The 25,816-nt window shown below is 68.8% G+C and carries 25 protein-coding genes; 14 read left to right on the forward strand and 11 right to left on the reverse strand.

The features are described 5' to 3' along the window. Positions 1–17 precede the first annotated feature (17 nt). Both J2X09_RS14665 and bfr read right to left on the reverse strand, forming a co-directional pair. A complete protein-coding gene (locus J2X09_RS14665; RefSeq protein WP_204735703.1) occupies positions 18–242 on the reverse strand; it encodes a (2Fe-2S)-binding protein in 225 nt (74 codons plus the stop codon). A 139-nt stretch (positions 243–381) separates the two neighbouring features. After that, entirely contained in the window at positions 382–858 is a 477-nt protein-coding gene (bfr, locus tag J2X09_RS14670) for a bacterioferritin (RefSeq protein ID WP_204735704.1), read from the reverse strand. A 197-nt stretch (positions 859–1,055) separates the two neighbouring features. On the opposite strand from bfr, the gene J2X09_RS14675 reads away from it, so the two are divergent. The 9 genes from J2X09_RS14675 (at position 1,056) to J2X09_RS14715 (ending at position 9,141) form a co-directional block, all read left to right on the forward strand. Next, positions 1,056–3,296 (forward strand): TonB-dependent hemoglobin/transferrin/lactoferrin family receptor, encoded by a 2,241-nt coding sequence (locus tag J2X09_RS14675; RefSeq protein ID WP_204735705.1) that lies wholly within the window; start codon positions 1,056–1,058, stop codon positions 3,294–3,296. Between the two features lie 19 nt (positions 3,297–3,315). Beyond that, positions 3,316–3,642, forward strand: a complete 327-nt coding sequence (locus J2X09_RS14680; protein WP_204735706.1) for a hypothetical protein — start codon at positions 3,316–3,318, stop codon at positions 3,640–3,642. Positions 3,643–3,677: 35 nt separating this feature from the next. Then, positions 3,678–4,763: a hemin-degrading factor gene (locus J2X09_RS14685; RefSeq protein ID WP_204735707.1), complete on the forward strand. Its 1,086-nt coding sequence runs from the start codon at positions 3,678–3,680 to the stop codon at positions 4,761–4,763. Then, positions 4,760–5,155, forward strand: a complete 396-nt coding sequence (locus tag J2X09_RS14690) for a VOC family protein (protein WP_204735708.1) — start codon at positions 4,760–4,762, stop codon at positions 5,153–5,155. The genes J2X09_RS14685 and J2X09_RS14690 overlap by 4 nt, the downstream gene beginning before the upstream one ends. 40 nt (positions 5,156–5,195) lie before the next feature. Further along, positions 5,196–6,128, forward strand: a complete 933-nt coding sequence (locus J2X09_RS14695; RefSeq protein WP_204735709.1) for a heme/hemin ABC transporter substrate-binding protein — start codon at positions 5,196–5,198, stop codon at positions 6,126–6,128. 61 nt (positions 6,129–6,189) lie between these two features. Further along, a complete protein-coding gene (locus J2X09_RS14700) occupies positions 6,190–6,687 on the forward strand; it encodes a VOC family protein (protein WP_204735710.1) in 498 nt (165 codons plus the stop codon). Next, positions 6,684–7,775, forward strand: coding sequence for a FecCD family ABC transporter permease (locus J2X09_RS14705; protein ID WP_204735711.1), 1,092 nt, complete (start codon positions 6,684–6,686; stop codon positions 7,773–7,775). Before J2X09_RS14700 ends, J2X09_RS14705 begins: the two co-directional genes overlap by 4 nt. Before the next feature lie 95 nt (positions 7,776–7,870). Continuing rightward, positions 7,871–8,722 (forward strand): heme ABC transporter ATP-binding protein, encoded by an 852-nt coding sequence (locus tag J2X09_RS14710; RefSeq protein ID WP_374726509.1) that lies wholly within the window; start codon positions 7,871–7,873, stop codon positions 8,720–8,722. Further along, entirely contained in the window at positions 8,719–9,141 is a 423-nt protein-coding gene (locus tag J2X09_RS14715) for a hypothetical protein (protein ID WP_204735712.1), read from the forward strand. Before J2X09_RS14710 ends, J2X09_RS14715 begins: the two co-directional genes overlap by 4 nt. 15 nt (positions 9,142–9,156) lie before the next feature. On the opposite strand, the gene J2X09_RS14720 is transcribed toward J2X09_RS14715, so the two are convergent. The 6 genes from J2X09_RS14720 to J2X09_RS14745 form a co-directional block, all read right to left on the reverse strand. Further along, a complete protein-coding gene (locus J2X09_RS14720) occupies positions 9,157–10,206 on the reverse strand; it encodes a DUF1513 domain-containing protein (RefSeq protein WP_310308651.1) in 1,050 nt (349 codons plus the stop codon). 165 nt (positions 10,207–10,371) lie between these two features. Then, a complete protein-coding gene (locus J2X09_RS14725) occupies positions 10,372–11,460 on the reverse strand; it encodes an imelysin family protein (protein ID WP_204735714.1) in 1,089 nt (362 codons plus the stop codon). Continuing rightward, positions 11,457–12,950 carry a di-heme oxidoreductase family protein gene (locus tag J2X09_RS14730; protein WP_204735715.1) on the reverse strand — a complete coding sequence of 498 codons (1,494 nt, stop codon included), beginning with the start codon at positions 12,948–12,950 and terminating at the stop codon, positions 11,457–11,459. Before J2X09_RS14730 ends, J2X09_RS14725 begins: the two co-directional genes overlap by 4 nt. A gap of 166 nt (positions 12,951–13,116) precedes the next feature. After that, entirely contained in the window at positions 13,117–14,304 is a 1,188-nt protein-coding gene (locus tag J2X09_RS14735) for an imelysin family protein (RefSeq protein WP_204735716.1), read from the reverse strand. Between the two features lie 131 nt (positions 14,305–14,435). Beyond that, a complete protein-coding gene (locus J2X09_RS14740; protein ID WP_204735717.1) occupies positions 14,436–15,833 on the reverse strand; it encodes an aminopeptidase P N-terminal domain-containing protein in 1,398 nt (465 codons plus the stop codon). Between the two features lie 45 nt (positions 15,834–15,878). Continuing rightward, positions 15,879–16,583, reverse strand: a complete 705-nt coding sequence (locus J2X09_RS14745; protein WP_204735720.1) for a nucleotidyltransferase family protein — start codon at positions 16,581–16,583, stop codon at positions 15,879–15,881. A 205-nt stretch (positions 16,584–16,788) separates the two neighbouring features. Here J2X09_RS14745 and tkt point away from each other — a divergent pair, with 205 nt between their 5' ends. From tkt to J2X09_RS14770, 5 genes are all read left to right on the forward strand, one after another. Beyond that, complete coding sequence (tkt, locus tag J2X09_RS14750) at positions 16,789–18,882, forward strand: transketolase (RefSeq protein WP_204735718.1); 2,094 nt, start codon at positions 16,789–16,791, stop codon at positions 18,880–18,882. A gap of 38 nt (positions 18,883–18,920) precedes the next feature. Next, positions 18,921–19,919, forward strand: a complete 999-nt coding sequence (gene gap, locus J2X09_RS14755) for a type I glyceraldehyde-3-phosphate dehydrogenase (RefSeq protein ID WP_310308653.1) — start codon at positions 18,921–18,923, stop codon at positions 19,917–19,919. A 113-nt stretch (positions 19,920–20,032) separates the two neighbouring features. Then, the gene (locus J2X09_RS14760; RefSeq protein ID WP_204734153.1) at positions 20,033–20,629 is read left to right on the forward strand and encodes a TetR/AcrR family transcriptional regulator; all 597 of its coding nucleotides are present in this window, start codon (positions 20,033–20,035) and stop codon (positions 20,627–20,629) included. A 22-nt stretch (positions 20,630–20,651) separates the two neighbouring features. Further along, entirely contained in the window at positions 20,652–21,551 is a 900-nt protein-coding gene (locus J2X09_RS14765) for an alpha/beta hydrolase family protein (RefSeq protein ID WP_204734154.1), read from the forward strand. A 117-nt stretch (positions 21,552–21,668) separates the two neighbouring features. Continuing rightward, entirely contained in the window at positions 21,669–23,588 is a 1,920-nt protein-coding gene (locus J2X09_RS14770) for a S8 family peptidase (protein WP_204734155.1), read from the forward strand. 24 nt (positions 23,589–23,612) lie between these two features. Here J2X09_RS14770 and J2X09_RS14775 read toward each other — a convergent pair whose 3' ends face one another. From J2X09_RS14775 to J2X09_RS14785, 3 genes are read right to left on the reverse strand one after another with little or no spacing between them, the layout of a single operon-like run. After that, positions 23,613–24,392 carry an SPOR domain-containing protein gene (locus tag J2X09_RS14775; RefSeq protein WP_204734156.1) on the reverse strand — a complete coding sequence of 260 codons (780 nt, stop codon included), beginning with the start codon at positions 24,390–24,392 and terminating at the stop codon, positions 23,613–23,615. Next, a complete protein-coding gene (locus J2X09_RS14780; RefSeq protein ID WP_204734157.1) occupies positions 24,386–25,189 on the reverse strand; it encodes a biotin--[acetyl-CoA-carboxylase] ligase in 804 nt (267 codons plus the stop codon). Before J2X09_RS14780 ends, J2X09_RS14775 begins: the two co-directional genes overlap by 7 nt. Positions 25,190–25,204: 15 nt before the next feature. Continuing rightward, a complete protein-coding gene (locus J2X09_RS14785) occupies positions 25,205–25,741 on the reverse strand; it encodes an SET domain-containing protein (RefSeq protein ID WP_204734158.1) in 537 nt (178 codons plus the stop codon). Positions 25,742–25,816: the final 75 nt, after the last annotated feature.

Here is a 25,816-nt window from a genome sequence, read left to right on the forward strand (position 1 = left end):
GGAGTGCCGAGCAGCGCTCAGGCGGCGGCAGCCTTGGCCGGCGGTGTGGCTGGATGCAGCTGCAGGTGCACGACCGACTGGTGGGGCGTGCATTCCGACCACAATGTGCGCGCGCAGGACTCGCACTGTCCGCACTGCGTGGCCACACCCAACTCCAGCTGGATGTCGTCAAAGGCCATGCCCGATCGCGCGCAACGGGCGATGGTCTGGTCACTGACGCGGTGGCAAACGCAAACGATCATGGGCTGGATGTTCGTGGTGAACACCGCCCGGGGACCGAGCGGATGCGCAAATGATAATTGATCGTATTCAAATGACCAAAAAAAGCCCCGCGAAAGGGCGGGGCTCTGTGGCGGGGAGGGAACAGGTGGGGCTGCGCGCTCAGCTCGCCGGGCTCATCTGCGTCTGCAGGTAGTTCTGGATGCCGACCTTGTCGACCAGATCGATCTGCGTTTCCAGGAAGTCAATGTGCTCCTCCGTGTCGTCCAGGATGTCCTGCAGGAGGTCGCGCGAGACGTAGTCGCGAACGGATTCGCAGTGCGCGATGCCATCCTTGATGGTCTGCTGGGCGCCGGTCTCCAGGGCCAGGTCGCTGCGCAGGATTTCGGGCACGTCCTCACCGATATTCAGTTTGCCCAGATCCTGCAGGTTCGGCAGGCCGTCGAGCGTGAAGATCCGGTCCATGAGCTTGTCGGCGTGCTTCATCTCGCCGATGGACTCCTCGTATTCCTTGCCGGCGAGCTTGTCCAGGCCCCAGTGCTTGAGCATGCGGTAGTGAACGAAATACTGGTTGATGGCGGTGAGTTCGTTCTTGAGCTGGGCTTGCAGATGGCCGATGACTTTGGGATCGCCTTTCATGGGTCCACTCCTTTCGTGTTGTGTTGACAGGCGCGCATTGTGCGCGTTGCGCGCTATCAATTCAGTCTTGAGAATCGCTACATCTTGCAAATGAGAATCGTTCGCATACAATAAATCGTTCAGCCAGCCCGCATCCGGGAATCTCCCGCGGTCGTGACGCCAGCCTCGTTCTCCAACCCTTGGATTCAGGTGCCGTCTTGACCGTCTCACAACCCCTCTCCCCCTCTTTCCGACCCCACCCGCTGGTGCTGGCCTGTCTCGTGCTGATGGCTGGCCCGACGCTGGCGCAGACGGCGGCCCCCGATGCCGCCCCCATCGCCCAGGCCGGCGGTACTTCTTCCTTGCGGGAGCTGGTGATCAGTGGCTCGCGCAGCGAGCGCGCCATCGAGGAAGTGCCCGCCAGCATCGATGTGATCGGCGGCGAGGACCTTGACCCGGCGCGCGTGCAGGACATCCGCGATCTGGTGCGCGAGATTCCCAATGTCAGCGTCAAGCGCGCGCCACAACGCTTCGGCGGTGTCACCGGGTCGACCGGGCGCGACGGCAATGCCGGCTTCAACATCCGTGGTCTTGATGGCAACCGGGTACTGCTCACGGTCGATGGCATTCGCGTGCCGCGCGAGCTCTCCAGCGGCGTGTTCGGCTCGGCCGCCTTCGGGCGCGACTACTACGATCTCGGTCTCATCTCCCGGGTGGAAATCCTGCGCGGCGCGAACTCGGCGCTGTACGGCTCGGACGGTCTGGCCGGCATGGTGGCGATGTTCACCACGGAGCCGAAGGACCTGCTCAAGCCGGGCCAGACCTTCGGCGGTCGTGTCAGCCTGCGGGCCGACTCCGAAGACGACAGCCGAGGCGTCGGTGTGACGCTCGCCGGAGCGCCGAACGACACCCTGCAGTGGCTGGGCAGCGTGCAGCTGGGCCGCAGCGGAGAACTCGACAACCAGGGCGAAAACCATGCCCTCAACAGCACGCGCACCGCACCGAACCCGCAGAAGGACAAGAGCGCCTCGGTGATGGGCAAGGTGGTGCTGACGCCGGGCGCAGGTCAGCGCCACACACTGACGCTGGAGCACGTGGACAAGTCGGGTGAGGTCGAGGCCTACACCGCGCGCTCGACCACGGCAACCGGCACGCTGGACGTGGACGGCACCACCGACATGCAGCGCACGCGCCTGAGCTGGGACGGCCGGTTCAAGGTCGGGTCGACGTGGGCCGATGAGCTGCGCGCCACGGTGGGCTACCAGCAGTCCGATGCGCAGGAAGTGGCAACCGAGCTGCGCACGGCCGCGCCAACCTACCGCGTCCGCGACGTCACCTACACCGAGAAGCTCTGGCAGGGCGTGCTGCAGGCCGAGAAGGCGCGCTCGCTGGGGGCGGACTGGGGCCAGAAACTGGTCTATGGGGTCGATGTATCGGTGTCGAAGATGGACAACCTGGTCACGGGTGTCGGTGCGCCGGTGTACGAGACCTATCCGCTCAAGCGCTTCCCGCCCACGCGCGAGACCAACACGGCGTTGTTCGCGCAGAGCGAATTCGTGTCGGAACGCTGGAGCCTGATTCCCGCGCTGCGCTACGACCGATTCGACCTCAAGGCGCAGAACAGCACGCTGTACCCGCTGACACCGGCCAGCCTGTCGGACTCGGCGCTCTCGCCCAAGCTGGGCGCGATCTTCCGCCCGACCCAGGAGCTGAACCTGTTTGCCAACCTCGCGGCCGGCTTCAAGGCACCGAGCGCCTTGCAGCTCAACAACTTCTTCCAGAACGCGCTGGCCCAGTACCGCACGATCCCCAACCCGAACCTGAAGCCCGAACGCAGCCGCACGCTGGAGATCGGCGCGCGTGACAAGGTGGGGCCGGTGCAGTGGGAGGCCGCGGTGTTCACCGGGCGCTACAAGGACTTCATCGACGAACTGGTGGTGGTCGGCGGTGTCGCCGGCAACCCGGCCAACCCGCTCACCTACCAGGCGGTCAACCGTGGTCAGGTGCGCCTGAGCGGGTTTGAACTCAAGGGCAGGTTCGCGCTGGGCGCGGCGACCGACCTGCGGGTGGCTTATGGCCAGACGAAGGGTGAGGACACGCGTCTCGGCGTGCCGCTGAATTCGGTCAACCCCGCGCGCCTGATGGTCGGCCTGGACCACCGCATCGGTGACTGGAAGCTTGGCGCCGTGGTCTCGCACACGATGAGGAAGTCCACCAGCGACATCGACTACACCAGCACGCCCAACCAGTTCGCACCGCCCTCGTACACCACGCTGGACCTGCGCGCGAGCTGGCAGGTCAGCCGTTCCACGCGTCTGAGCGCAGCAATCCACAACGTGACCGACCGCAAGTACTGGGAGTGGACCAACGTCATTGGCGTGGCCGCCGGTTCCCCTGTGCTGGACGCCTACTCCGCGCCCGGGCGCGGCATTTCGGTGGCGTTGGTCACCGACTTCTAGCCACTTCACAGGAACCGACATGACCACAGCCGAGCGCCCGACCGACGCCGCCGACGAGGAATACACCATGCCCTGCGTGGAAGCGCTGTTCGCCGGCACCCTGGCGCTGATGACCGGCTACGCGCAGAGCGCACGCGACTGCGCGCACCGGCCCTTCATGGCGCGCAAGCTGGTGTCCAACCTCGAGTTCCTCGCCGCACACCCGCAGCTCTCCCCGGCCATGCGCACCATGCTGGCCAACCTGCGCACGCGGTGGGCGCTGGAGATGGAGCACGAGGCCGAGGCGGCGTCGGCCGCATCGCGCCCCACACCGCTGTGGCATCCCGTTCCCGCCCGCGTGCAGTGACGCGCGGGCGCTTCACCCTTGTCCAGGAGAACCCCATGCATGTCCACGACGTCCGAAACGCTTTCCAGGCGGCCCGCAGCAGCGGGTTGCGCGCCAAGGAGGCGGCCGAGCACATCGGCCTGAGCGAAGGCGAGGCGATCAACGCGCACAGGGGTTCGCATGAGGCACCGATGCAGGCCGTCGCGCTGCGACCCGACTGGCTGGCGCTGCTGCAGTCGCTCGAAGCCTGCGGTCCGCTCATGGCGCTCACGCGCAACGAAACCGTGGTGCACGAAAAGACCGGGGTCTACCGGAAGGTGTCGGCCAGCGGGCCGGTGGGGCTGGCGCTGGGCGAGGACATCGACCTTCGCCTGTTCTTCAACCAGTGGCATGCGGGCTTCGCCGTGGCCGAGGCGCTGAAGTCGCAGCCTGGCATGGGCATACCAAGCCTTCAGTTCTTCGACCGCCACGGCCTGGCCGTGCACAAGATCTTCGTGCGCGAGCAGACCGATCTGGCGACCTGGCAGCGCGTGATCGCGGCGCACAGCGACGACGCGCGGGAGATCGAGTTCCTGCCCCGTGGCGCGGCCAGCACGCCGGTGCCGCCGCCGCTGGTCGACGCCCATGCCTTTGGTGCGGCCTGGAGTGCCATGACCGACACGCACCAGTTCTTTCCGCTGCTCAAGCAGTTCGGACTGGAGCGGCAGCAAAGCTTCCGCCTGGTCGAGGGGCGCTACACCCACCGTGTGGAAAAGGCCGCCGTGCGCGAGATGCTCCTGGAAGCGGCCTTCGATGGCACGCCGATCATGGTCTTCGTGGGCAGCCCGGGTTGCATCCAGATCCACACCGGCCCCGTCAAACGCGTGGAGCCGATGGACATCCATGGCAAGACCTGGCTCAACGTGCTCGACCCGGGTTTCAACCTGCATCTGCGCGAAGACCTGATCGAGGACGCGTGGGTGGTCGAGAAGCCGACCAGCGACGGCGTGGTCACTTCGGTGGAAGCCTTTGACGCGCGCGGTGAACTGATGGCCATGTTCTTCGGTGCGCGCAAGCCAGGCCAGAGCGAGCTGCAGGCCTGGCGCCACATCGTGGCGCACCTGCAGACTTCCGGTACAGCCCACTCCCCGGTGGTCGCATGAACGCGCTGCAGGCGGTCGAGCTCAAGGCCTTCGTGCCAGCCAGGGACTTCGCGTTGTCCAAACGCTTCTACGCCGACCTGGGTTTCACCCAGCGTTCGGAGGGCGGCGGCGTTGCGTACTTCTGTGTGAACGACAGCGCATTCCTGCTGCAGGACTTCTACGAACAGACGCTGGCCGAGAACCTCGTCATGCACCTGCTCGTGACCGACGTGCAGGCCTGGCGCGCGCACGTCGATGCGCAAGACCTCGCGGGCCGGTACGGCTCGCGCATCACGCCCGTGACGGCGCAGCCCTGGGGCATCACCGAGTTCGTGGTGATCGACCCGTGCGGTGTGTGCTGGCACATCGGGCAGAACACGCCGGGCTTCGAACCCGTGGGCCGTTTGCCTTGAGTGGCAGGCAGCCACCCCGCGGACTTCTCAGGACGACATCATGACCCCCTCTCTGCTGGCCTATTCTCCCGCCGCCGCCGCCGCCGCCGCCGCCGCCGCCTCGCGTCGCCGCGCCCTGCGCGCGCTGTCGGTCGCTGTCCTGGCGGGCTCTGCGGCAACGCCCCTGCGGCTGATGGCGGCCACGGCCACCCCGCGCCTGGTCACCGTGGGCGGCGGCATCACCGAGGTGGTCTACGCACTGGGCGCGCAGGACCAGCTGGTGGGTACCGACACCACCAGCCTGTACCCGCCAGCGGCGCTGTCCACGCCCAAGGTCGGCTACATGCGACAGCTCTCGGCCGAGGGCCTGCTGGCCTTGCGGCCCGACGCGCTGATCGCTGGCACCGATGCGGGGCCGCCTGTCGTCATCGATCAGCTTCGCAGCGCCGGTGTGCGCGTGGAGCTGGTGGCGTCCGACCACACCTGGGACGAGGTGCGTCGCAAGATCACCGCCGTGGGCCGCGCCTCCGGACGCGAAGCCGCGGCGCGCGAACTGCAGGCCCGCCTCGACGCGCGCTGGCAGGCGGTGGCCGCGCGCGTGCAGTCTGCCCGAGGCCCAGGCCCCAGGATGCTGTTCGTGCTGTCGCACAGTGGCAGCCCCATGGTGTCGGGCGAGAAGACCGCGGCCGATGCGCTGATCCGTTTCATCGGCGCGCGCAACGCGCTCGGCGGCTTTCAGGGTTACCGGCCGATGACGGCCGAGGCCATGGCGCAGGCAGCGCCCGACGTGATCCTGACCACCACGCAAGGCCTCGAGGCGGTGGGTGGCGAAGCAACGTTCTGGCAACGCCCCGAGGTGGCGCTCACACCCGCCTACCAGCGCCGCACATCGGCCCGCACGCTGGTGCATCTGGATGCGCTGGAGTTGCTTGGCTTCGGGCCGCGCCTGCCCGATGTGGTCGAACGGCTGCACAACCAGGTGGTGCGGGGATGAGCGCTGCGCCGGGCCGCCCCAAGCCAGCTCGCACCGCAGTGCGCCGCACGGAGGTCTTCGAATGAACGCCGTGCGCCACGACGTGGCCAACGTCCGCACGCCCGATCTGTACCGTGCCGTGGCCGATTACACCGAGGTGTTCGGCTTCGAATGCCGGCAGCATGTGACGGGTGTCTGTGCCCTGGTGGTGCACGGTCCGCTGCAGGTGCAGCTGTGGGCCTGTGGTGCCACACCCGGGCGCTGGGAGCGGCCCACGCCCGGCGACCGCGGCTTCATGCCTGGCCACCACCGTGTGGAGGTGCCGCGCATCCATGTGCTGCATGCCAGTCTGCGCGCCGCCGTGCTGCGGCCCTGCCGCACCGCGCTGGGTGGGCACAGGCCCCTGCACGCGCACCGATTCGAGGGCGAATCGCCCCGCTGGCAGCCTTGGGGGGCCTGGGAGCTGTCGCTGACCGACATCGACGGCAACGTGCTGCAACTGGTGGACCGCGTGGCCTGGTGGCCCGACGTGACGGCGCAGCGCCAGCCCGGGGAACAGCGCCTGGAGGACCGTTCATGAATGCGGTCGCGCCTGTCGCGCTCGAACGTGGGCGCGGGCGGTGGATGCCGCGCCGCGTCTCCGGCCGGGGCCTGCTGGCCGCCCTGACCGCGCTGCTGCTGTTCACGCTGCTGTGGGCGGCGGGTCAGGGCGCCTACAGCCTGCCGTTGAGCGAACTGCCCGGTGTGCTCTGGGGCGCCGTGACCGCGGCCGCGCCCGCCAGCAGCGGTGCCGAGCTGGTGTTCTTCAACATCCGCCTGCCGCGCCTCGTGCTCGGGCTGGCCGCGGGCGCCGGACTGGGCATGGCCGGCGCGCTCATGCAGGGGCTGTTCCGCAACCCGCTGGCCGACCCCGGCCTCATCGGCGTGAGCAGCGGTGCCGCGCTCGCCGCCGGCTTCACCATCGTCGTGGGCAACCTCTGGTTCCCCGATGTGCCGCGCTCGCTCGGCAGCTGGACGCTGGTGCTCATGGCCTTTGGCGGTGGCCTGTCTGTCACGGTGCTGATCTACCTCCTCTCGCGCGGCGAAGGCGGCACGCGCGTGGGCCTGATGCTGCTGGCCGGCATCGCGGTCAACGCGCTGGCTGGCGCCGGGCTGGGCCTGCTCAGTTTCCTGGCCACCGACGAACAACTGCGCAACCTGCAGTTCTGGTTGCTGGGCAGCCTGGGCGGCGCGCGCTGGAGCGCGGTGGCCCTGGTCGGCGGCATCACGCTGGTGGCGCTGGCCATCGGCATGCGCCTGGCCCGCCCGTTGAACGCGCTGGCACTGGGCGAGGCACAGGCGGTGCTGCTGGGCGTGTCGGTCGAACGCGTGAAGCAGGTGGCCATCGTGGTCACGGCGCTGGCCGTGGGTGCGGTCACGGCCACCACCGGCATCGTCGGTTTCATCGGTCTGGTGGCCCCGCACATGGTGCGCCTGGTCGCGGGGCCGGATCACCGCTGGGTGTTGCCGGGCTCGGCCCTGCTGGGCGGCGTGATGGTGCTGGCGGCGGACGCGGTGGCCCGCACGGTCCTGCAGCCGGCCGAGTTGCCGCTGGGTGTGCTCACCGCCCTGGTCGGCGTGCCCTTTTTCCTCGTTCTGCTGCGCGGCGCACACGGGAGGCGGTTGTGAACGCGCGCCTGCTCGACGCCGACTGGCGCAACGCCTGCAGCGAACTGCCGGCCGGGGAAAGCCCGCTCTGGCTGGAGGAAGACGACGACATGGACATGCAGGAAGGGACGTCTGCCGTGGACAGCGGGCCGGGCCTGTGCGGGGTGGACGTGGGTGTGCGCATGGCGGGCAGCACCTTGCTCCAGGGCGTGCGGGTGCGGCTGGCGCCTGGCGAGGTGGGTGCGATCCTCGGGCCCAACGGCGCGGGCAAGTCGACACTGCTCTCGGTGCTGGCCGGCCTTCGCGCACCCGACACCGGCCGTGTCACCCTCAACGGCGTGCCGGTGGCGCCCGCGCGGGTGCATGAACTGGCACGGCACCGTGCCGTGCTGCCGCAGGAAACCGCCGTGGCGTTCGATTTCCGCGTGCAGGAGGTGGTCGAACTCGGGCGCTACCCGCACCACCAACAGCCTTCGAACAACGAAGCCGCCATCGTGCGCGCCGCGATGCAGGCCACGGGCGTGGCCGCGCTGGCAGGACGCAGCATCGCCAGCCTGAGCGGCGGCGAGCGCGCGCGTGCCCAACTGGCCCGCGTGATGGCGCAGATCTGGGAACGCAGCGCCGATGGCGCTCCGCGCTGGCTGCTGCTCGACGAACCCACCGCCGCGCTCGACCTGCGCCACCAGCACGAAACGCTGGGCACCGTGCACCGCTGGGCACGCGAGCAGGGGGTGGGCGTGCTCGCGGTCCTGCACGACCCGAACCTCGCCCTGCGCTACGCCGACCGGGTCTGGGTGCTCGACGGCGGTGTGGTGCAGGCCAGTGGCCGCCCGTCGCGCGTGCTGCAGCCCGCGCTGGTGGAGCGCGTGTGGCAGGTGCAGGCCAGCACCGTGCGTGCGGCCGATGGTGTTCCCCAATTGCTCATCGCGGCCGGCGCGCCGCTCACGACAGGGAAGGACAACACATGACACAGACCGCACCACCCCGGCGCATCGCGCGCCACGACAGCATGGCCGCGCGCGAGATCGCGATCGAACACGGCGTGCTCACGCGGCAGATGGCGGGGCTGCAGCGCCGCGTGGGCGAACAACTGCGCGCTTGTGCGCAACAGGTTTCTGCCTTGCAGGACGAGGTGGTGCACCTGCGTGCACAGCTCATCGTCTCGCGCACCTGCATGCTCTGGGGACTGGGCATGGCGGGGGCCGCCAGGCCGACCGCACGCCGACCGCGTGTGGCGGCGTCGTCAGCGGAGGCGGCGTCCATGGCCGAGGCCAGCGGCGTGATCTGCCAGACCGGTTGCGTGGGCCACGCGCACCCCTGGCTGGAAGCCGATGGCCTGTGCCGCCGCACGGGCAGCGCCTGCACCCAGGTCGACAGCAATGCCTGATCGCACTGCTGGCCTTTAGATGAGATTCCAGTGGTTGTCGATCTGCAGGCGCCCGCTGGAACGCGCTTCGATGCCTTCGGGCGCGCACCAGACGCCCTCAGCGCCGCTGGCCCACCAGTGGCCCGGGCCGGCAGCCAGCGCGTACGCTTCGCGGTGGGTCACGTTCTGCGACCAGCGAGCGTCCGGGCGGAACAGCGCCAGGGCGTCCGCGCGCGGGCAGCTCACCACGAAGCCACCATCGGGCAGCGCGCAGATGTCGCCGCCGTAACCCTGCACCGCGGGCTGCGCCTGCGCGGCCTGCAGGCGCTGGCCGTTCCACAGCGCGAACACCGGCGCCTGCCGTTTCGCTTCCGCATCGGGGTGTTCGGCCTGCAGCGCGATACCCACTGCGCGCGAGACCGGGTCCCAGGCCAGATGGCGGATGCTAAGGTAGGGGTCGTCCAGCCGCCACTGGCCCAGGCGAGCGCCGTCGCGCGGGTCGAGCGCCACCAGCGAGGCGTCCATGCGGTCGAGCTGGCGCTTGCTGCGACCCGTCTCGGGCAGCGTGGGGATGCCTCCATTGGCCACCAGCAGGCTGCCGGCCGGCATGTCGCCCACGCGCTGCGGCAACACGATGAGTTCGTGCGGGTCCATGCCGTGCGTGGCCCATTCGTCGCGCTTTTCCAGCGTCTTCATGTCGCGCATGGCCAGCCGCCCCTGCGCGGTGTCGAGGTCGGTCTCCGTGGTCCACAGCACGTCGCCGACGGGGCTGGCCACCGCGTGGCCGTTGAAGCGGCGGTCGTCCTCGATCCAGTGCCACTGCGTCTGCCCGTTCGCGGGGTGCCAGCGCAACAGCCAGTCGCCCGGGCGCCGCGCAGTGGCCAGCACGCTGCCGCCGGCCTCCACCATCAGCCCATGCGCTCGCGTGGGCACGGCAAGCGACTGCTGCACCGACCAGCGCGCACCGTCGACCGCGAGCACACCGATGCGGTGTTCGTCCGCAGTCTGCCAGGCCGAAATCAGACGGGTGGACCTTGCGCGTATTGCAGCAAAGGCCGGAGAGAACCCCGCCATCGCCGCAGCCATCAGCCAATTGCGACGAGAGAGAGAGAAGTACGCGCCGCGCGAGGTGTCTCCATCCAGGGGCAGCAAGGGTCCGGCCCCGTCGGCCCGAGAAGCCGACCCCCCTCGAAGCGCCGAAGTCGCGCGACGGAGGGGGGAAGCCGCAAAGCGGCGCAGGGGGGTGTTCATCTAGTCCCCATCCGCGTCAGAGAAACCCAGTGGCACATCGAGCGCCGCCGCGACTTCGTTCTGGAACAGCACGGTCACGGCCCTCATCGACTTCGTGACCCTCAGCGCCTCGCTCTCGCTGGAACGGGGCGTTAGCTTCTCCATGCCCGCGGTCACCTGGTCCAGCGCCTGACCCCACTTCTGCGCCAGCGCGAGTTGTCCCCGGCCCATGAGCAGAGCCTCCATCGGCACCAGCGCCTGGCCGGCGGCGGGGGGTGACGCACCCGGCGGCAGCCGCCCCTGCGTGAGCAGGCTCTGCCATTGCGCGCGCCAGTCGCGCAGGTTGCTCTCGCGGTCCAGCCGCGCGTAGGGCACCGGCTTGCCCTTGCCCGTGGTCTGGTGGGTGGTGATGGGCTTCTCGATGTGGGCCCAGCGCAGACGCTCCAGCCCGGCCAGCCACTGGTTGACCCATTCGGCGAGCGACGCGGTGGTCACCTCCGGCTCGTCTTCCCATTCCTTGCTGGCCCATTCGCCCAGGCCGTTCTGCAGCTCGCGCGCCTCGGCCGCGATGCCCTGCGCGATCAGCTCGGCGTAGCGGCAGGCCGGTGCAGGCGCGGGCTGCCGGCTCGCGGCCCACTGGTTCAGCAGCAGTTCGAACGCGGGGAAGCCTTTGGCGGGCGTGCCCACGCGGTCCATGTCGGCCAGCGTGGCCGGCGTCTTCTCCATCGAGCGCCGCAGCAGGTCGGGCCGCGCAGGCCAGAAGTCGATCTGCCGCTGCGAGCGCCGCGTGACCAGCGGGCCGACGGCGGGTGTGGACAGGGTCTCCCAGCTCACCAGCGTGTCCTGCCACTGCGTGCGCAGTGCGGACAGGGGCGCCTGTCCTGTGCAATGCTGCGCGGTGGTCTCGACCAGCCGGTCGGCCTGGGCCTGGAAGCCGCGCGCCAGCGGTGGCAGATGGTGCGTGTACAGCCCCTGCATGGCCTGCTCGGCCGAGTAGTAGGGCGCGGCCACCACCGGCGCGGCAGGTTGGCCCGTGGCCAGGCCCGTGAGCGCAAGGCCCAGGGCGAACACGGCGACGCACCGTGCGAAGTGAAGGGTCTGGTGTGTCATAGCGACTCCACGAATTTCACGAGCGCGCTCCGATCGGCCTTTTTCATCTTGAGCACCTGCTCTTTCGAGGCCTGGGCTTCGCCGCCGTGCCACAGGATGGCTTCGAGCACACCGTTGGCACGGCCGTCGTGCATCAACCGGGTGTGGCCGTTGACGTCCTTGATGAGGCCGACTCCCCAGAGCGGGGGCGTCTTCCATTGCGTGCCGCTGGCCAGGAAGTCGGGCCGGCCATCGGCCAGATCGGGACCCATGTCGTGCAACAGCAGATCGGTGTACGGCCAGATGCGCTGGTTCTTCAGCGCGGGGCTGGTGAGCGGCGGGAACGGGCCTTCCGCCGTGACGTAGCTCGGCCGGTGGCAGGTGGCGCACTGTGCCTGTGCGAACAACGCCTGGCCGCGCAGCACTTGGGCGTCCTTCACGTTGCGCCGCGCGGCCGGCGCCAGTGTGGCCTGGTAGAAGATGACATGACCCAGCGTCTCGTCGTCGATCTCGGGTTTGAGCTCGTTCGCGCTGGCGGCGGGTACGATGCCGTCGCGACCGGTGGTCTTGCCGCCACCGTGCGGCGCGGCCAGGCAGTCCTTCTGCGCGGGTGTGCAGGTCTCGTGCGGAAACGCGCTGGAGGTGATGCCCATGTCGCCATGGAATGCCCCCGCGGTCTGGTGCGCGATGGTGGCGACGTTGGCCTTCCAGCCGAAGCGACCGATGCGTTCTTCTTTCGCGAACACGTCCCACACGCGGTTGGGCTGGCCCTTGATGGGCCCGGGTGCGGCAGCCTGTTCGCGTGCGTTGCGCAGGATCTCGGTGTCGGGAATCGCCTCGAGCAGGCCGATGCCTGCGATCTGCGGCGCGATGCGCGGGCTGACCATGAGCCCCGGCGCGAACGGCCCATAGGCGAGGTCGGTGAGTTTGTAGATCGGCTTCTGCAGGGTGTAGCGCGTGCCGTCGGCGAAGCGACCGGAGATCGCCTGCTGGCGGATTTCCACCCGGCCTTCCGGCTTGACGCCCTGGATGGCGGCATTGTTGAACTGGTCGCCATACACCGGGTCGGGGCGCACGCCGGACTTGGGGTCGGGCGTGCCCGCCACCGACAGGCGCATGAGCAGCGCCACCGTGCCCTCCGGCTCGGGGCCCAGCGTGTTTTTCCACTCGGGCGGTTCGCCCCGGCCGTCGAGCACATGGCAGCCCGCGCACGCGCGCGCGATGAAGTGCGGTCCCAGGCCATCGCGTGCGGTGGTGGACGCCGGTGCCTCGACCCAGTTGCGCTTGAAAAAAGAGTTGCCGATCACGAAGCGCGTGCGCCCCGGGTCGTCCAGATTGGCCAGCGGAAACGAGAACGCGTTCTTGCCGGTGGCGTAGACGGTGGTGGCACCGCCCGTTTTCTCACCCAGAGGATCGGGTGCCTCGTCTGCACGCAGGACGAGGGCCGTCGAGCCGCAGAGCAGGACCCCCATGGCGAGCGCAAGGCGCGTGGCTGCGGGAAGAAGCGACATGGTGAAAAGCCTGGGGGGGTATGAGGGGCGGCCGGAGCGAAAGAACGTCAGACCAGAGGCATCCAGGGTCCGGCTCCGCTGGCCCGAGATGCCGTCCCCCCTCGAAGCGCCGAAGGCGCGCCACAGAGGGGGGAAGCCGCACAGCGGCGCAGGGGGGTATCCCGGATCACGGCTCCACCAGCGTCAGCTTGGCGATGCCCACCGCGCTGGCCGATTCCACCAGCAGTTTCGATTGCTCGACGAGGCTGGCGACGGTTTTCTCGATCGCAGGGCGACCCGGAGCGCCCTTGGCGATCGCGCGATCGAATGGAGCGGGGATGGCTTCGGCGCCAGCGACCGATGCGGCGATCTGCGAAGTGGTCTTCTCGGCCAGATCGGCCTTCTTCGCGGCCACGAGATCGCGCACGCCCGGTCCTTGCAGCACGCTGCCGTCGCGCTTCTTGTACTGGCCCAGCCACACGTTCTGGATGCCCGTGGCATTGGCCACGATGTCGCGGTGCGTGTTGTCGGAGAAGCAGGAGTGTTCGTCTTCCTGGTCCTGCGAGTTCAGCGCCACTTCCATGCGCTCGCCCGAGAGCTCGCCGCGCGAGAGCGAGCCCAGGCCGACGATGATCTTGCGCACCGATTCCTTGCCGCCTTTTTCGAAGCGGGCGCGGTAGTTCTTCTGCTCCGGTGCCCAGGCCTTGACCAGGAAGTTCAGGTCGTCCACCAGCAGCTCGGTGGCAACGTTGAGGAACTGGCGGCGGCGATCGGCATTGGGTGTCTTGCCGTCCACGTAGTCTTCGAACGAGCGGTTGCCCGGGCCGGTTTCGCTCAGGTCCTGGCCCCACAGCAGGAACTCGATCGCATGCCAGCCGGAGCTGATGTTCTCTTCGCCGCCGCGCTCGTTGAACTTGACCAGGTTGGCCTTGGTGATCTTGAACTTGGTGTTGGCGATCAGGCCCGACTTGGGCTTGCCTTGCACGTAGTCGACGTAGGACTCGTCCAGCGGCCAGGCGTTGATCTGGCCTTCCGGGCCCTTGTCGTCGTCGATCGGGCCGCCGTAGAAGCGGAAGGCCTCGGTCTGGCCGTAGAACTCGCGCGCAGCCAGCCAGGCCTTGCGCGCGGCGGCCAGGCCATCGGCCGAGGGTGCTGCCGTGAAGGCCTTGATGGCGGCCTGCATCTCCTGGGCCGCCGCCAGCGTGTCGCTGTAGTTGGCATGCACCAGTGCGGCGTAGTGCGTGGCCACGGTGGCGAAGGTGGCGGCGGCGGGGGCGCTGGCGGTCGCAGGCGTGCCCGCTTGCGCATGGGCCGGAACGTGCAGCAGGGTCGCGGCAGAGGCCGCCAGGGCCAGGACGAGCAGGGTAGGTTTCATGGCAGAAGGCCTTGGAGTGGAGGAATCGGAGCCCGTCTGGACGGGCAGGGCTTCTCAGTTTAAATGAGAATGATTCCTGATCATTATCCCAGGCTTAATCGCCGGCGGCCTTTGCCGGAACTTGATCTGCGTCAAGCCCGCATCAGCGCCTCGATCTCGTCCGCCTTCACCGGCACGTCCCGTGAGATCAGCTCGCAGCCGCTGCCGGTGACGATGGCATCGTCCTCGATGCGGATGCCGATGTTCCAGAACTTTTCGGGCACGCCCTCGCCCGGGCGCACGTACAGGCCGGGCTCGATGGTCAGCACCATGCCGGGCTGCAGCACGCGGCTGGGACGGTCCTTGATGGTCTCGCCGCTGAGCGGGTCGCGCCGCTCGCTCACGGTGCCCAGCTCGGAGGGCTCCACGTAGCTCCCGCAGTCGTGCACGTCCATGCCCAGCCAGTGGCCGGTGCGGTGCATGTAGAACGGGAAGTAGCTGCGGTTGGCGATCACGTCCTGTGCGCTGCCCACCTTGTTGCGGTCCAGCAGGCCGACGTCGAGCAGGCCCTGGGCGAGCACGGCCACCGTGGCCTCGTGCGGGTCGACGAAACGCGCACCGGCCTTCGTGGCGGCCACGGCCGCGTCCTGGCTCGCGAGCACCAGGTCGTACAGCACGCGCTGCGGTCCGGTGAAGCGGCCGTTGGCGGGGAAGGTGCGCGTGATGTCGCTCGCGTAGCCGTCGAGTTCGCAACCGGCGTCGATGAGCACCAGCTCACCATCGCGGATGGGCGCGGCATCGGCGCGGTAGTGCAGCACACAGGCATTGGCACCAGCGGCCACGATGCTGCCGTAGGCGGGGTACTGCGAGCCGTGTTCGCGAAAACTGTGCAGGAGCTCGGCGTCGAGGTGGTACTCGCGCACGTCCTGGCCCGCGCGCAGCATGGCCGCGCTGCGCTGCATGGCGCGGATGTGGGCCCGGGCGCTGATCTGCGCGGCGCGGCGCATGGTGGCCTGCTCGAAGGCGTCCTTCACCAGCCGCATCTCGTCGAGCACACCGCACAGGTCGCGCTGCGATTCGGGGCACAGCGCGCCATAGCGCACGCGGGCGCGCACCGGCTGCAGCCAGCCATTGACGCAGCTCTCCAGCCCCTCGTGCGTGGCAAAGGGGTACCAGAGCGTCTGCCGGTTCTCCAGCAACCGGGGCAGGCGCTGGTCGAGTTCGGCGACGGAAAACGACTCGTTCACGCCCAGATGGCCGGGCGCGGCTTCCGGGCCGAGGCGGATGCCGTCCCAGATTTCGCGCTCCAGGTCCTTCGGCTGGCAGAACAGCGTGGTGTGACCCTCGGCGGTGATGACCAGCCAGGCGCTGGGCTCGGTGAAGCCGGTCAGGTAGTAGAAATAGCTGTCGTGCCGGTAGATGAAGTCGGTGTCGCGGTTGCGCGGTCGTTCCAGTGCGGTGGGCACGATGGCGATGCCGCCGGCGCCCAGCCGGGCGGCCACGCGGGCGCGGCGCTCGGCATACAGGTGGGTGTGGGTGGTCGAGTCCATGCGTTCCATTGTCGGCGGTTTAGTGTTTTCGGGGGTGCCCGGGTTTCAGGCGGTGGCGTTCAACTCCGCCAGGCGGGCGGGTGTGCCCACGTCCACCCAGGGCCCGGTGTAGAGCTCGGCGCTGACACGGCCGGCGTCCATGGCGCGTCGCAGCAGCGGCGCCAGCGGTTCGGCCGTGCCTTGCGGGTTGCCCGCCACGATGTCGCACCAGGGGGGCTCGAACAGCTCGCGGCGGTACAGGCCGATCGTGCTGTAGGTGTGGCGCATCTCGGTCTGGTTGAGTGCCATGCCATCGGCGCTCAGGCCGAAGTCGCCGCGCGGGTTGTGAGGCGGATTGGGCACCAGCCAGATGTGCGCCAGCATGCCGCTGGCCTGGAAGCGGGCCACGCTGACCGGGCTGAACGCGAAGCCGGGCGCGTACACGTCGCCCGCGAGCACCCAGAACACCTCGCCCAGCAGGGGCAGCGCGCGCGCGATCCCGCCGGCGGTTTCGAGCGCGTAGCCGAAATCCTGGCCTTCGCGCGAGATGGTCACCTCGGTGCCAGGGTGCTGTGCCTGCCAGTCCAGGCAGAAGGCGTCGATCTGTTCGCCCAGCCAGGCGGTGTTGACCACGAAACGCCGGAAACCGCTGACCGCCAGGGCTTCCAGCGGCCACTGCATCAGCGGCTTGCCGTGCACCACGAGCAGGGGCTTGGGAACGTCGTCGGTCAGGGGTCGCATGCGCATGCCGCGACCGGCGGCAAGCAGCATGGCCGCGATGGGGGCGGTGGCAAGTCGGGTCATGGTCGGTGGACGGTGCGCGAACCGGATGCACAGGGCCGGACGCATCCGGGAATTATGAGCGCGCGCGCCACTCCGGGTGGGCCGTGGGGAAAGGGGGTTGGGGCGGGCCCGATAAAATCCGGGGTTTTGCGCTGCGGCGCAGTCCCTCCCCCCTCCTACCTCCCCAGCACCCATGTCCGACGCTGCCAGCACCCCCACCCCATCCGCCTCCGCCGCATCGGCTGTGTCCGCCCAGACCCAGGCCAATGCCATCCGTGCCCTGGCGATGGACGCGGTGCAACAGGCCAATTCCGGCCACCCCGGCGCGCCCATGGGCATGGCCGACATGGCTGTGGCGCTCTGGGGCCGCCACCTGCGCCACAACCCGGCCAATCCGCAGTGGGCCAACCGCGACCGCTTCGTGCTGTCCAACGGCCACGGCTCCATGCTGATCTATGCGCTGCTGCACCTCACGGGCTACAAGCTGCCGATCGGTGAACTCAAGAACTTCCGCCAGCTGCACAGCAAGACCGCCGGTCACCCGGAAGTGGGCATCACCCCCGGCGTGGAAACCACCACCGGCCCGCTGGGCCAGGGCATCACCAACGCCGTCGGCATGGCGCTGGCCGAGAAGCTGCTGGCGTCCGAGTTCAACCGCGAAGGCCATGCCATCGTCGACCACCACACCTACGTGTTCCTGGGCGACGGTTGCCTGATGGAAGGCATCAGCCACGAAGCCGTGGCGCTGGCCGGCGCCTGGAAGCTGAACAAGCTGATCGCGCTGTACGACGACAACGGCATCTCCATCGACGGCCAGGTCACGCCCTGGTTCATCGACAACACCGCGCTGCGCTTCACCGCCAGCGGCTGGAACGTGATCGGCCCGATCGATGGCCATGATGCCGACGCCGTGGACCGCGCCATTGCCGACGCCAAGAACAAGGCGAGCATGGGCACGTTCGGGCCCACGCTGATCATCTGCAAGACGCACATCGGCAAGGGCAGCCCGAACCGCGCCAACACCGCGAAGGCGCACGGCGAGCCGCTGGGCTCCGAAGAGATCCAGCTCACCCGTGAGGCGCTGGGCTGGATGCACAAGCCCTTCGAAGTGCCGCAGGACGTGTACGCCGCGTGGGACGCCAAGGCCGCTGGTCAGGCGGTGGAGGCCGACTGGAACGGCAAGTTCGCCGCCTACAAGGCCGCCTTCCCCGAGCTCGCGAAAGAGTTCACCCGCCGCATGAAGGGCGAGTTGCCGAAGAACTTCGCCCAGGTGGCCGTGGATGCCGCTGTGGCCGCGCACGCCAAGGCCGAGACCGTGGCCAGCCGCAAGGCCAGCCAGCTCGCGCTGGAAACCTTCACCGCCGCACTGCCTGAACTGCTGGGTGGCTCCGCCGACCTCACCGGCTCCAACCTCACCAACACCAGGTCCACCCCCAGCCTGCGGTTCAACATGGCCGGCGACGTGGTGAAGAACGAGCAGGGCGTCGGTGGCCGCCACATCAATTACGGCGTGCGCGAATTCGGCATGGCGGCCATCATGAATGGCGTGGCGCTGCACGGCGGCTACATCCCTTACGGTGGCACCTTCCTGACTTTCAGCGACTACAGCCGCAATGCCATCCGCATGGCCGCGCTGATGAAGCAGCGCGTGGTGCACGTGTTCACGCACGACTCCATCGGTCTGGGCGAAGACGGCCCGACCCACCAGTCGATCGAGCACGCCGCCAGCCTGCGCCTGATTCCCAACCTGGACGTCTGGCGCCCGGCCGACACCGCCGAAACCGCCGTGGCGTGGGCCGTGGCGCTGCAGAACGACAGCCGCCCGACCGCGCTGCTGCTCTCGCGCCAGAACCTGCCCTACGCGCCCAAGCACGACCTCTCCGACATCAGCAAGGGCGCCTACGTCCTCGCCGAGCCGGCCGAGGTGGGTCTGAAGAAAAAGGCTCAGGCCGTGATCGTTGCCACGGGTTCCGAAGTGCAGCTCGCGCTCAAGGCGCAGGAACTGCTCGCGCGTGAACACAAAATCGCCGTGCGCGTGGTGTCCATGCCCAGCACCACGGCTTTCGACCGCCAGAGCGCGGCTTACAAGGCCTCGGTGCTGCCGGCCGGCGTGCCGCGCGTTGCCGTCGAAATGGGTGCCACAGACGGATGGTGGAAGTACGGCGTGGCAGCCGTGGTCGGTATCGACACCTACGGCGAGTCCGCCCCCGCCCCGGTGCTGTTCAAGCATTTCGGTTTCACCGATCAGAACGTGGCGGACACGGTGCGTGCCGTGCTCGCGAAGTGATTTGTTAGTTTTTTGAAACCTATCAGGAGAGACGACACATGACGATCAAGATCGGCATCAACGGCTTTGGCCGAATCGGGCGCAACGTGCTGCGCAGCGCGATCCAGAACTTCGGGGACATCGAAGTGGTGGCCATCAACGACCTGCTCGAACCCGACTACCTGGCCTACATGCTGCAGTACGACAGCGTGCACGGGCGCTTCAAGGGTGAGGTGAAGGTCGAAGGCAACACCCTGATCGTCAACGGCAAGAAGATCCGCCTGACGCAGGAACGCGACCCGGCCAACCTGAAGTGGGCCGAAGTGGGCGCCGAGGTGGTGATCGAATCCACCGGCCTGTTCCTGGACAAGGCCACGGCGCAGAAGCACCTGGATGCGGGCGCGAAGAAGGTCATCCTGTCGGCCCCCTCCAAGGACGACACGCCGATGTTCGTCTTCGGGGTGAACGACAAGACGTACAAGGGCGAGGCGATCATCTCCAACGCCAGCTGCACGACGAACTGCCTGGCGCCGATTGCCAAGGTGCTCAACGACAAGTGGGGGATCAAGCGCGGGCTGATGACGACGGTGCACGCGGCCACGGCGACGCAGAAGACGGTGGACGGGCCGAGCAACAAGGACTGGCGCGGCGGTCGTGGGATCCTGGAGAACATCATCCCCAGCAGCACGGGCGCAGCCAAGGCGGTGGGGGTGGTGATCCCCGAGCTGAACAAGAAGCTGACCGGGATGAGCTTCCGGGTGCCCACGAGCGATGTGTCGGTGGTGGACCTGACGGTGGAGCTCAACAGCGAGGCGAGCTACGAGGAGATCTGCGCGGAGATGAAGGCGCAGAGCGAGGGTGCGCTCAAGGGGGTGCTGGGCTACACGACGGACAAGGTGGTGGCGACCGACTTCCGCGGGGACACGCGCACGTCGATCTTCGATGCGGACGCGGGGATTGCGCTGGACAAGACCTTCATCAAGGTGGTGAGCTGGTACGACAACGAGTGGGGCTACTCCAACAAGTGCCTCGAGATGGTGCGTGTGGTCGCCAAGTAAGCGCAAGCTCACTTGATTCGGGAAAGCGCCTTCGGGCGCTTTTTTGTTGGCCATGCCACTTGCGCAACAGGGCGCATGTTGACACCAGACCGACCGGTCTATAGATTGCGGTCATGCCTCACCTCCCCACTGACGCCCTGCCCGGCACCCGCGATCGCCTGATCGCGGCCATGACCGATGCCTTGTGCCGACGCGGTCTGCACGGCATCGGACTGACCGAGCTGCTGGCGCAGGCTGGCGCACCCAAGGGGGTGCTGTACCACCACTTTCCCGGCGGCAAGACCGAGTTGGCCGTGGCGTCCATCGACGACGTGGTCGCGCGCATGCTGGCGTGGCTGGACGGTCTGCTGTCGCGGCACGAAGATCCGATCGAGGCCGCGCGGCAATGGATGCAGGCCGCGACCACGCGGCTGAGCAGCACCGGTTTTCACGCCGGCTGCCCGCTGGCGACGGTTGCCCTGGAAAGCACACCCGACGACCATGCGCTGCGCGAGGCCCTGGCGCGCGCGTTCGCCACGCTGCGGGAGCGCATTGCGCAGGCGCTGGAGCAGGTGGGTGAACCACGCGAATCGGCGCAGGGCGTGGCGGCGCTGATCGTCGCCACCTACGAAGGAGGGCTCCTGCAGGCGCGGGTGGCCCACAGCACCGAACCCATCCAGCAGGCGACGCAGACGTTGCTGACGCTGCTGGCCGCGCGTGCCAAGCGCTGAACCGTTCTGACGGGAGACTCCCATGACCGCTTCACCCGCCACCGAGGCAGAGATTCGCATCGAACGGCTCACCCTGCACGCCGCCGATGGTTATGCCCTCGCGGCCACCCGCTACCGCAGCCCGACGCCACCGCTTGGCCATCTGGTGATCGGCGGCGCCACTGCGGTGCCCCAGGGCTTCTACAAGCGCTTTGCCGAGCACGCCGCGCGACGCGGCTTCGACGTGCTCACACTTGACTACCGCGGCATCGGACATTCGGCACCGCCCTCGCTCAAGGGCTTTCGCATGGATTACCTCGACTGGGGCCGGCTCGACCTGGCCGCCGGCGTCGAAGCCATGCGGCAGGACGGCATGCCGCTCTATCTCGTGGGGCATTCGTATGGCGGCCACGCGTTGGGCCTGTTGCCGCATCAGGAATGGATCGATGGCGCCTGGACCTTTGCCACGGGCGCCGGCTGGCATGGCTGGATGCCGCCCCTGGAACGCCTGCGCGTGCTCTTCATGTGGCGCGTGCTGGGGCCCGTCTGGACCCGTTTCGCCGGTTACCTGCCCTGGAGCCGCCTCGGCATGGGCGAGGACCTGCCCCTGGACGTGTACCGGCAGTGGCGCCGGTGGTGCCGCTTCCCTCGTTACTTCTTCGACGACCCGCAGATGAAGGCCGTCACGGACCGCTTCGCGCTGGTCCGCTTTCCGATCGTGGCCGCCAATGCGCTGGACGACGCCTGGGCCCCGCCGGCTTCGCGCGACGCGTTCATGGCGGGTTACCGCAACACGGCTGTGCGAGCCATCACCATCGACCCGCGGCGTTCGGGTCTCGGACCGATCGGCCACATGGGGTACTTCCGGCCCAGGGCAGTGCCGCTGTGGAACGAGGCGCTGGACTGGTTCGAGGTGTTGCAAGGCAACAAAGCAACGGTCTGAGCGCCCTGACCGACCGGCTGTGCGGAATTGCCGAAGGGCGGCGGCGGGAGCGTGTCAAAATCTTTCGCTGCATTACACACACTTGCACTTGGCCCATGGCCTGGTGCCCCCATTCCCATGAGGCGACTGCTTCCTACGTTGGTGATCCTGTGCGCGTCCGCCCTGGCCGGGGTGGGCGCAACCTCCGCCATGGCGCAGTCGCAGACCGAAGGCCGCGAGGCCGCCGGGCTGATCATCGTGTTCAAGGACGATGCGAACGCCTCGGCAAAACTCGGCGGCGAGGGCCCCTGGGCCAGCGGCCGCGACCGGGTCCGCGCCCAATGGGACGGCCAGGCCCGCAAGGGGCGTGAACGGCTGGCCCGCTTGAAGAAGGAAGCGGGCCTTCCCGACGCCACGCCCGGTGAAGCGGGCAACGCGGGGTTGCTGCGTTTCGACCGGCCCCTGCGAGGCCAGGCGCTCGAAAACGCCGTGCGCCGTGCACGCCTGCATCCCGACGTGGCCTGGGTCGAACCGGATGTGCTCGTGCCACGCCTGGCGCCGCGCATGCCCAACGACGCGCTGTTCTCGCAGCAGTGGCACCTGCAGGCACCCGATCTGGCTGCCGGCAACGCGGCAGGCCTGAACCTGCCCAGCCCCTGGGGCGACACCACGGGCAGCAGCAGCGGCCCCACCGCCGTGGTCGCCGTGGTGGACAGTGGCATCCGACCCAGCCATCCGGATCTGGCCGGCAAGCTGCTGCCGGGCCACGATCTTGTGAGCGACCTGTCCGTGGCGAACGACGGCGACGGCCGCGATGCGGACCCCACCGACCCGGGCGACTGGGTCGACGCCAACGACAGGACGAAGCCGCTGTTTGCAGGCTGCGACCTCGCCAGCAGCTCCTGGCACGGCACCTTCATTGCCGGGCAGATCGCTGCCGCCACCGACAACGTGCAAGGCGTGGCGGGCATCAACTGGAACGCACGCATCCTGCCCGTGCGGGTGGCCGGCAAATGCGGCGCCCTGCTGTCGGACTTGCTGGACGGTCTGCGCTGGGCCGCCGGCCTGCCGGTGAGCGGGCTGCCCACGAATCCCAATCCCGCCCGCGTGATCAACCTGAGCTTTGGCGGCGACGTGGCTTGCGACGGCGCCTACCAGACCACCATCGACGCGGTCACCAACGCCGGCTCGCTGATCGTCGTGGCCGCGGGCAACCTGGACACCATGCTCACCCGCCCGGCCGACTGCCGCCGGGTGATGGCCGTGGCCTCCGTCCGCAAGGATGGCGCCAAAGCGGCGTACTCCAATTTCGGCACACGCGTCGCCGTGGCCGCACCGGGTGGGTCAACCGAGGGGGGCACCACGACCCTGCTGCTGTCGACCGACAACAGCGGCAGCACCACGCCGGGCGCGGACATCTACAGCTACAAGCAGGGCAGCAGCTTCGCCGCGCCGCAGGCTGCCGGTATCGCCAGCCTGATGCTGGCGGTCAATCCTTCCCTGACCCCTCGCCAGCTCATCGAACGCATGAAGGCCGGTGCGCGGCCGCACGAGGCGGTGGCCGGGCTGGCCGCGTGCGGAACGCCGGGTACCGGGGTCTGCAACTGCACCACAGCCACCTGCGGCACCGGTCTGCTGGATGCCCGCACCTCCGTGCAGCTCGCCACCGGCCCTGCGGTGGTGATCCGGCCTCTCAATGAGGTCGAACCGGGCACGGTCATCACGCTCGACGGGCAGCAGAGCGTGGCGATTCCGGGTGCCAGCATCGTGTCGTACCAGTGGGTGCAGGTGAGCGGGCCACCGGTGGCCCTCTCGTCGGCCAACACCGCCGTGGCCACCGCCACGCTCGTGAGCGAGAGCACCTACGTGTTCTCGCTCACCGTGGTCGACAACTTCGGCCGGTCCGGGGAGGACACGGTCCGCGGCGTGGCCGTCATGCCTCCGCCGCCTGCCGGTGGTGGTGGGGGCGGCGGAGCCACCAGCCACCTGTGGGGCCTGAGCTTGTGGGCCTGGGTGATCGCCGTGGCCTGGTTCCAGCGCCGCCGCCCACGCGGCTGACCCGCCACCTGGCGGCCTGCCGGCTCAGCCGCAGCGGCGCAAGGTCTTGCCGGCCATGGCCTCGCGCAACCCATCCACCGAAGCCCGTTGCGCGTCGGTGATGGAAGGCAGGCGCAGCGAGAACGACACGCTTTCCGCGCGTTCCTGTGCGACCTTGGCTGTGCGCACGCCACCTTGCTCGGTCTGCTGCAGCGCCTGCCGTGCCGCCGCCTCGGTGGAATAGGTGCCCAATGCCAGCCCGGGCGCCAGGCCGCTTGTGGTGAGTTCGCGGAACTGCACGCCGAGGGCGCGCAGTTCGGCTTTCTTGCGCTCCACCTGTTCGATGTTGTCGTAGCGGCCCATGTACACGATCCAGCGGCCGCTGCTGCGGCTTTCGGTGAACTGCCAGCTGCTGGCCGGCAGGCCCAGCAAGGCCAGTTCGGCGCGCAGCAGCTCGACCTGTGGCTCGGTGAAGCCTGTGGCCTGCCAGCATTCGCGCGGCGCGTTGGTGGCCACAGCGGATGCGGGCGCGGATTTCGGGGGGGGAGCTTCAGGTGCTGGCGCGGGGGCGTCCGCCGTCGCCGCTGGCCCGGTGGCCGGAGGCGCTTCAGGCGCGGCAGGTGCTGCAGCCGGGGTGGCGGCGGGCGCATCGACCCCCTTGGGGCCGTTGAGCAGCCGCAAGGCTTCGGGCTTCACCTGCCCCGCGAGTCGCTCCGGTTCGCGCTGCTCGACCGGTGCCATGCCCAGGCCGTCCAGGTAGCCCCGCGTCCAGGCGAAATAGCCGGCGTTGGCCAGCACCAGCAGGACGACCGCCCACCTCAGCATGGGCGCACGCTCACTTCCGCGCTGGTCACGCTCTGCATGCCGCCGGCGGTCAACACCTGCAAGGCGCCTTCCTCGGTGACGCCGCAGGCGGTGCCCTGCGTGCCGTCGGACAGCCGCACCGACAGGCCTTGCAGCGCATCCAGGCGGGCGAAGCGCTGCGCGAAGGTGGGAAAGCCCTGCGAGGCGAATGCGAGCACGTCCTGCACCAGCGTAGGCACCACGCGCTCGAGCGCTTCGCCGGGCGTGACACCCACCAGCACCTCGGCCAGGCCGGCCGGCGCCATGGCCGCCACGGTGGCGCCCGCCGGTGCCAGCGCGGTGACGGCGGCGGTCTCGGGACGGGCGATGTTGATGCCCACGCCGATCACCACCATGCGCAGGCCCTGCGTGGCCTCACCGGTGCTCGCGGTTTCGACGAGGATGCCGCCCAGCTTGCGCTGCTGCAGCCAGAGGTCGTTCGGCCACTTCAGCCGCACATCGGGGTGCAGGCTGTGCGCCAGGCTCACGCCCACCGCGAGCGACAGCCCTGACCAGCTCGATGGCGCGAGCGGCAGTGCGATGGAGAACGTGAGCGACTGCCCCGGCCGGCTGTGCCAGCCCTTGCCAAGCCGGCCCCGGCCGGCTGTCTGCGCTTCGGCGGTCAACAGCACCGGCTCCAGCATGCCACTGCGCGCACGACGCATGAGTTCGCTGCTGGTGGAGTCGATGCTGGGCAGCACCTCCACCGTGAAGCCGGGCAACGATGGCACCACGGCCTGCCACACCGCTTCGGCGTGATGGGTCAGGGAGTCCGCCATGCGCGAGAAACGGGCTCAGCCCAGTTTCGATGCGCGCCCGGGCCGCTTGGGCGCGAGCAGCGTGCCCCGGCATTTCTTGGCCCCGCACCAGCAGGGGTATTCGGCCTTGAGCTTGGGGGTGTAGGGCTCGTCGATCACGAGGCCGTAGTCGTAGAACAACTCCTCACCAGCCCGGATGTTGCGCAGCGCGCGGATGAACACGCGGCCATCCTCGACATCCGCCTCGCAGTTGGGCTTGCAGCTGTGGTTGATCCAGCGCGCCGAGTTGCCGCCGACCTTGGCATCGATGACGTGGTCTTCATCGATGTGGAAATAGAACGTGTGGTTCGGATCGCTGGGGTCGTGGGGGTGGCGGCGCAGCGCTTCGTCCCAACTGATGATCTCGCCCACGTATTCGATGAGCGTCTCGCCTTCGGCGAGGTCGACCACGGCATACACACCCTTGCCATGCACGCCGGAGCGCCGTGTCTGGATGCGCCGGCCGGTGGGTGCGGCGGCCTTGGCCTTGGCGGAAGATGGGCGCGGCTGCGCCTGGCGGGGGCTTTTCGTCACGGCCGAAATATTTGGTAAGGTTGTTTCATGCAGGTGCGCGCGGGTGTGCGCGTGCCCATGTGCGCGTGTACACGC

Source organism: Hydrogenophaga laconesensis (assembly GCF_031457235.1).
GTDB classification, from domain to species: Bacteria; Pseudomonadota; Gammaproteobacteria; order Burkholderiales; family Burkholderiaceae_C; genus Hydrogenophaga; species Hydrogenophaga laconesensis.

What these genes read in the sequence shown, in the direction of transcription:
- J2X09_RS14780 (WP_204734157.1), bottom strand. Translation starts at nt 25,189, where the DNA reads ATGGCGGACTCCCTGACCCATCACGCCGAAGCGGTGTGGCAGGCCGTG.
- J2X09_RS14770 (WP_204734155.1), top strand. Translation starts at nt 21,669, where the DNA reads ATGAGGCGACTGCTTCCTACGTTGGTGATCCTGTGCGCGTCCGCCCTG.
- J2X09_RS14680 (WP_204735706.1), top strand. Translation starts at nt 3,316, where the DNA reads ATGACCACAGCCGAGCGCCCGACCGACGCCGCCGACGAGGAATACACC.
- J2X09_RS14730 (WP_204735715.1), bottom strand. Translation starts at nt 12,950, where the DNA reads ATGTCGCTTCTTCCCGCAGCCACGCGCCTTGCGCTCGCCATGGGGGTC.
- bfr (WP_204735704.1), bottom strand. Translation starts at nt 858, where the DNA reads ATGAAAGGCGATCCCAAAGTCATCGGCCATCTGCAAGCCCAGCTCAAG.
- J2X09_RS14690 (WP_204735708.1), top strand. Translation starts at nt 4,760, where the DNA reads ATGAACGCGCTGCAGGCGGTCGAGCTCAAGGCCTTCGTGCCAGCCAGG.
- J2X09_RS14775 (WP_204734156.1), bottom strand. Translation starts at nt 24,392, where the DNA reads ATGCTGAGGTGGGCGGTCGTCCTGCTGGTGCTGGCCAACGCCGGCTAT.
- J2X09_RS14735 (WP_204735716.1), bottom strand. Translation starts at nt 14,304, where the DNA reads ATGAAACCTACCCTGCTCGTCCTGGCCCTGGCGGCCTCTGCCGCGACC.
- J2X09_RS14705 (WP_204735711.1), top strand. Translation starts at nt 6,684, where the DNA reads ATGAATGCGGTCGCGCCTGTCGCGCTCGAACGTGGGCGCGGGCGGTGG.
- J2X09_RS14725 (WP_204735714.1), bottom strand. Translation starts at nt 11,460, where the DNA reads ATGACACACCAGACCCTTCACTTCGCACGGTGCGTCGCCGTGTTCGCC.
- J2X09_RS14685 (WP_204735707.1), top strand. Translation starts at nt 3,678, where the DNA reads ATGCATGTCCACGACGTCCGAAACGCTTTCCAGGCGGCCCGCAGCAGC.
- J2X09_RS14720 (WP_310308651.1), bottom strand. Translation starts at nt 10,206, where the DNA reads ATGGCTGCGGCGATGGCGGGGTTCTCTCCGGCCTTTGCTGCAATACGC.
- J2X09_RS14695 (WP_204735709.1), top strand. Translation starts at nt 5,196, where the DNA reads ATGACCCCCTCTCTGCTGGCCTATTCTCCCGCCGCCGCCGCCGCCGCC.
- gap (WP_310308653.1), top strand. Translation starts at nt 18,921, where the DNA reads ATGACGATCAAGATCGGCATCAACGGCTTTGGCCGAATCGGGCGCAAC.
- J2X09_RS14765 (WP_204734154.1), top strand. Translation starts at nt 20,652, where the DNA reads ATGACCGCTTCACCCGCCACCGAGGCAGAGATTCGCATCGAACGGCTC.
- J2X09_RS14760 (WP_204734153.1), top strand. Translation starts at nt 20,033, where the DNA reads ATGCCTCACCTCCCCACTGACGCCCTGCCCGGCACCCGCGATCGCCTG.
- J2X09_RS14665 (WP_204735703.1), bottom strand. Translation starts at nt 242, where the DNA reads ATGATCGTTTGCGTTTGCCACCGCGTCAGTGACCAGACCATCGCCCGT.
- tkt (WP_204735718.1), top strand. Translation starts at nt 16,789, where the DNA reads ATGTCCGACGCTGCCAGCACCCCCACCCCATCCGCCTCCGCCGCATCG.
- J2X09_RS14740 (WP_204735717.1), bottom strand. Translation starts at nt 15,833, where the DNA reads ATGGACTCGACCACCCACACCCACCTGTATGCCGAGCGCCGCGCCCGC.
- J2X09_RS14710 (WP_374726509.1), top strand. Translation starts at nt 7,871, where the DNA reads ATGCAGGAAGGGACGTCTGCCGTGGACAGCGGGCCGGGCCTGTGCGGG.
- J2X09_RS14715 (WP_204735712.1), top strand. Translation starts at nt 8,719, where the DNA reads ATGACACAGACCGCACCACCCCGGCGCATCGCGCGCCACGACAGCATG.
- J2X09_RS14745 (WP_204735720.1), bottom strand. Translation starts at nt 16,583, where the DNA reads ATGCTGCTTGCCGCCGGTCGCGGCATGCGCATGCGACCCCTGACCGAC.
- J2X09_RS14700 (WP_204735710.1), top strand. Translation starts at nt 6,190, where the DNA reads ATGAACGCCGTGCGCCACGACGTGGCCAACGTCCGCACGCCCGATCTG.